Origin of the sequence: Protofrankia sp. Cr1 (assembly GCF_963555865.1) — a bacterium.
Lineage (GTDB): Bacteria > Actinomycetota > Actinomycetes > Frankiales > Frankiaceae > Protofrankia.
In genome coordinates this window covers 4096-6721 of record NZ_CAUVXO010000074.1, presented here as the reverse complement: position 1 = coordinate 6721, position 2626 = coordinate 4096, and the positions used below count along the sequence as shown (strand labels likewise).

General features: G+C 73.9%; 2 protein-coding genes. One reads left to right on the top strand and one right to left on the bottom strand.

Annotation, left to right across the window (positions count from 1 at the left end; translation table 11 throughout):
- Positions 1-26: 26 nt before the first annotated feature.
- Entirely contained in the window at positions 27-1052 is a 1026-nt protein-coding gene (locus tag U9980_RS09040; RefSeq protein WP_322767513.1) for an acyl-CoA dehydrogenase family protein, read from the bottom strand.
- Between the two features lie 110 nt (positions 1053-1162).
- Here U9980_RS09040 and U9980_RS09035 point away from each other — a divergent pair.
- The coding region (locus U9980_RS09035; RefSeq protein ID WP_322767512.1) for a fatty acid--CoA ligase family protein at positions 1163-2626 on the top strand (1464 nt) is incomplete at its 3' end.

Sequence of the window (2626 nt, the reverse complement as noted above, 5' to 3'; positions counted from 1 at the left end):
CTACGCTCACAGCACCTCCGGTTCGCTCAGCGGGCTGCCAGCGCGCCGAGCGCCGCAGCGTGGAGTGCGTGTCGGGGACCGTTGAGGCGCCGGGCCGCCTCTGCCCGGCGCACCGTGAGGTGCATGCCTGTCTCCCAGGCGTAGCCCATGCCGCCGTGCAGGTGCAGGCAGCGCTCGCCGGCGACGGCGACGGCTTCGACCGCCGCCAGGCTCCCCGCCGCGGCGAGCGCGTGGGCGTCGCGATCCCGCGAGTCCCACGCGGCAGCCGCGGCTCGCACGCAGGCGCGGGCGGCCTGGAGCCCGGACCAGGCGGACGCAAGTTGGTGCTGGACCGCTTGGAATGCCCCGATCGGCCGACCGAACTGCTCACGCCCGCCCAGGTAGACCTTCGTCGTAACGATCGCGACCTCACCCGCCCCCACAAGCTCGGCTGCCCGCAGTATCCGGCCGAGCGCCGAGGCCCGTTCGAGGAGGACGGGACCGGCGATCTCGATCTCGATCTCGTCGACCACCGGGAGATCGCGAAGTCGGCGGCTCACCCGCGGACGGGTGGGGTCCATGTCGTCGACGTCCGCCGGATCACCGAGGACCGCATGGACCCGCAGCGAGCGACGGTCCGGGGCCGGGGCCAGCAGGACGTCCGGCGGCAGCGGCTCGGCCACGACCGCGAGGTCTGAGGGAGCAGGATCGAACGCCGCGACCACGTGGCCCGCGAGGATCCGCTCCGCCAACGCCGTACCGGCGGCGCCGCCGGCGGCGAGGAGTGCCGTGGCCACGACCGCCGCATCGAGCACCGGCTCGGCCAGCAGTACCCGCCCCACCTCCTCGGCGACGAGGGTCGCGTCGAGGCAGGACAGGCCGAGCCCGTGGGGATCGGGGGCGAGAACCGCGGGAACACCCAGCTCCGCCAGGTCCACCATGCGCTCACGCCGAGCGCCCGTGGCGCCTACGCCCGCCTCGCGGCGCACTGTCGCGGCGATACCCTCGCGCTCGAGAACCTCACGCGTCGCTCGCGCTAGAGCCCAACCGTCGGCACTGGGAAGAAGGTTCATAACGTCCACCAGTCGACTCGCCCGCGGCGACGGGCGCAAGCATCCAGTCGAGAACGGCGGTTTCGATCGGGCGCGGGTCCAGATGCCCTGCCTGCCCGGACACTGCCCCTGTGAGCACTTCATCCTGGCGAGCGCCGCTGCGTGAACTACTCGCCAGTACAGCCGCGCAGCACCCCCTGTCGCTCGCCGTCAGCACCCCGGCTGGGACCTCGGCGACGTTCGGCGAGCTCGCCGCGGCCAGTGCGGCCCTCAGCAGCCGGCTGCAGCCGGGTACCCGGACCGGCGTCCGCCTGGGCAACGACCTCGCCTCCGTCGTCGCCCTTCATGCCGCGTGGCGGGCCGGCGGGAGCGTCGTCTCGCTCGGGCGCCTGCTGCCGGACGCCGAGGTCACCCGCCGGGCGAGCGAGGCCGGCTGCGCCACGATCGTCGAGCCGGACCCGGACGGCGTCGACGCACGTCTGCACCCCGTGGGCACGGCGACCCAAGCCCGCACCGCACCTCCCGACGAGGCCCTGGTCATGTTCACCTCGGGGACGACCGGGCGGCCCAAGGGCGCCGCGATCGCCTTCGCTGCGCTCGAAGCGAGCATCCGCGGCATCGCCGCCGGCAGCGGACTACCACCGCAGGGCCGACCGGTGCGGACACCGGCCCGCGAGCCGCAGCCGGTGTTCGTCCCCGTCGCGCACATGGGTGGGTTCCTGACCTCGCTCACGTCCTGGTGGCTGGGCAAGCCGGTGTTGCTGTGCCACAAGTTCTCCGTCGAGCTGGTCGCGCGGATCGCGGCCGAGAGCAGGATCGGCGTGCTGCGCCTGACCCCGTCGATGGTCTACGAGCTGGTGCAGGCAGCTGCGTCGGTCACGCTCCCCGGGGTCAGCAGCGTGACCGTCGGCACCGCGCCGCTGCCCGAGACCACGCGCGTCGCCTTCGAGGCCCGCTACGGCGTACCCGTGCTGCGCAACTACGGCCAGACGGAGTTCGCCGGCGCCATCGCGTTCGAACGGCCCGACGACGTCGCGGCCGGACGGCGGCCCCCAGGCAGCGTCGGACGCGCCGCTCCGGGCGTGGCGGTGCGGATCGTCGACACCGACGGGATGGAGCGCCCGCGGGGGTGCATCGGGGAGATCCAGGCCCGCGCCGCGTCGGCGATGTCGGGCTACCTCGACGCCGACGGTCGGTTGAGTGCCGCCACGACGGGCGGCTGGATCGCGACCGGTGACCTCGGTGCCCTTGACTCCGACGGGTTCGTCAGCGTCGTCGGTCGGGTCAAGGACCTGATTCTCTGCGGGGGCTTCAACGTCTACCCTGCACAGGTCGAGAGCGCGCTCAACCGGATCGACGGCGTGGTGGACAGCGCCGTGGCCGGCGTGGCGGACGACCGGCTCGGGGAGATCCCGGTCGCCGTCGTCGTCGTTAGCGGCGGCGGCGTCGGCGGCGCGGCCGGGCTCACCGAGGAGGGGCTCCGCCAGTCCCTGCGGGCCGAGTTGGCGGCCTACGAGCTCCCCCGCAGGATCCGGTTCGTCGCCGCCATCCCGCGCCTGGACACCGGCAAGGTCGACCGAGTGACCGTCGCCGCG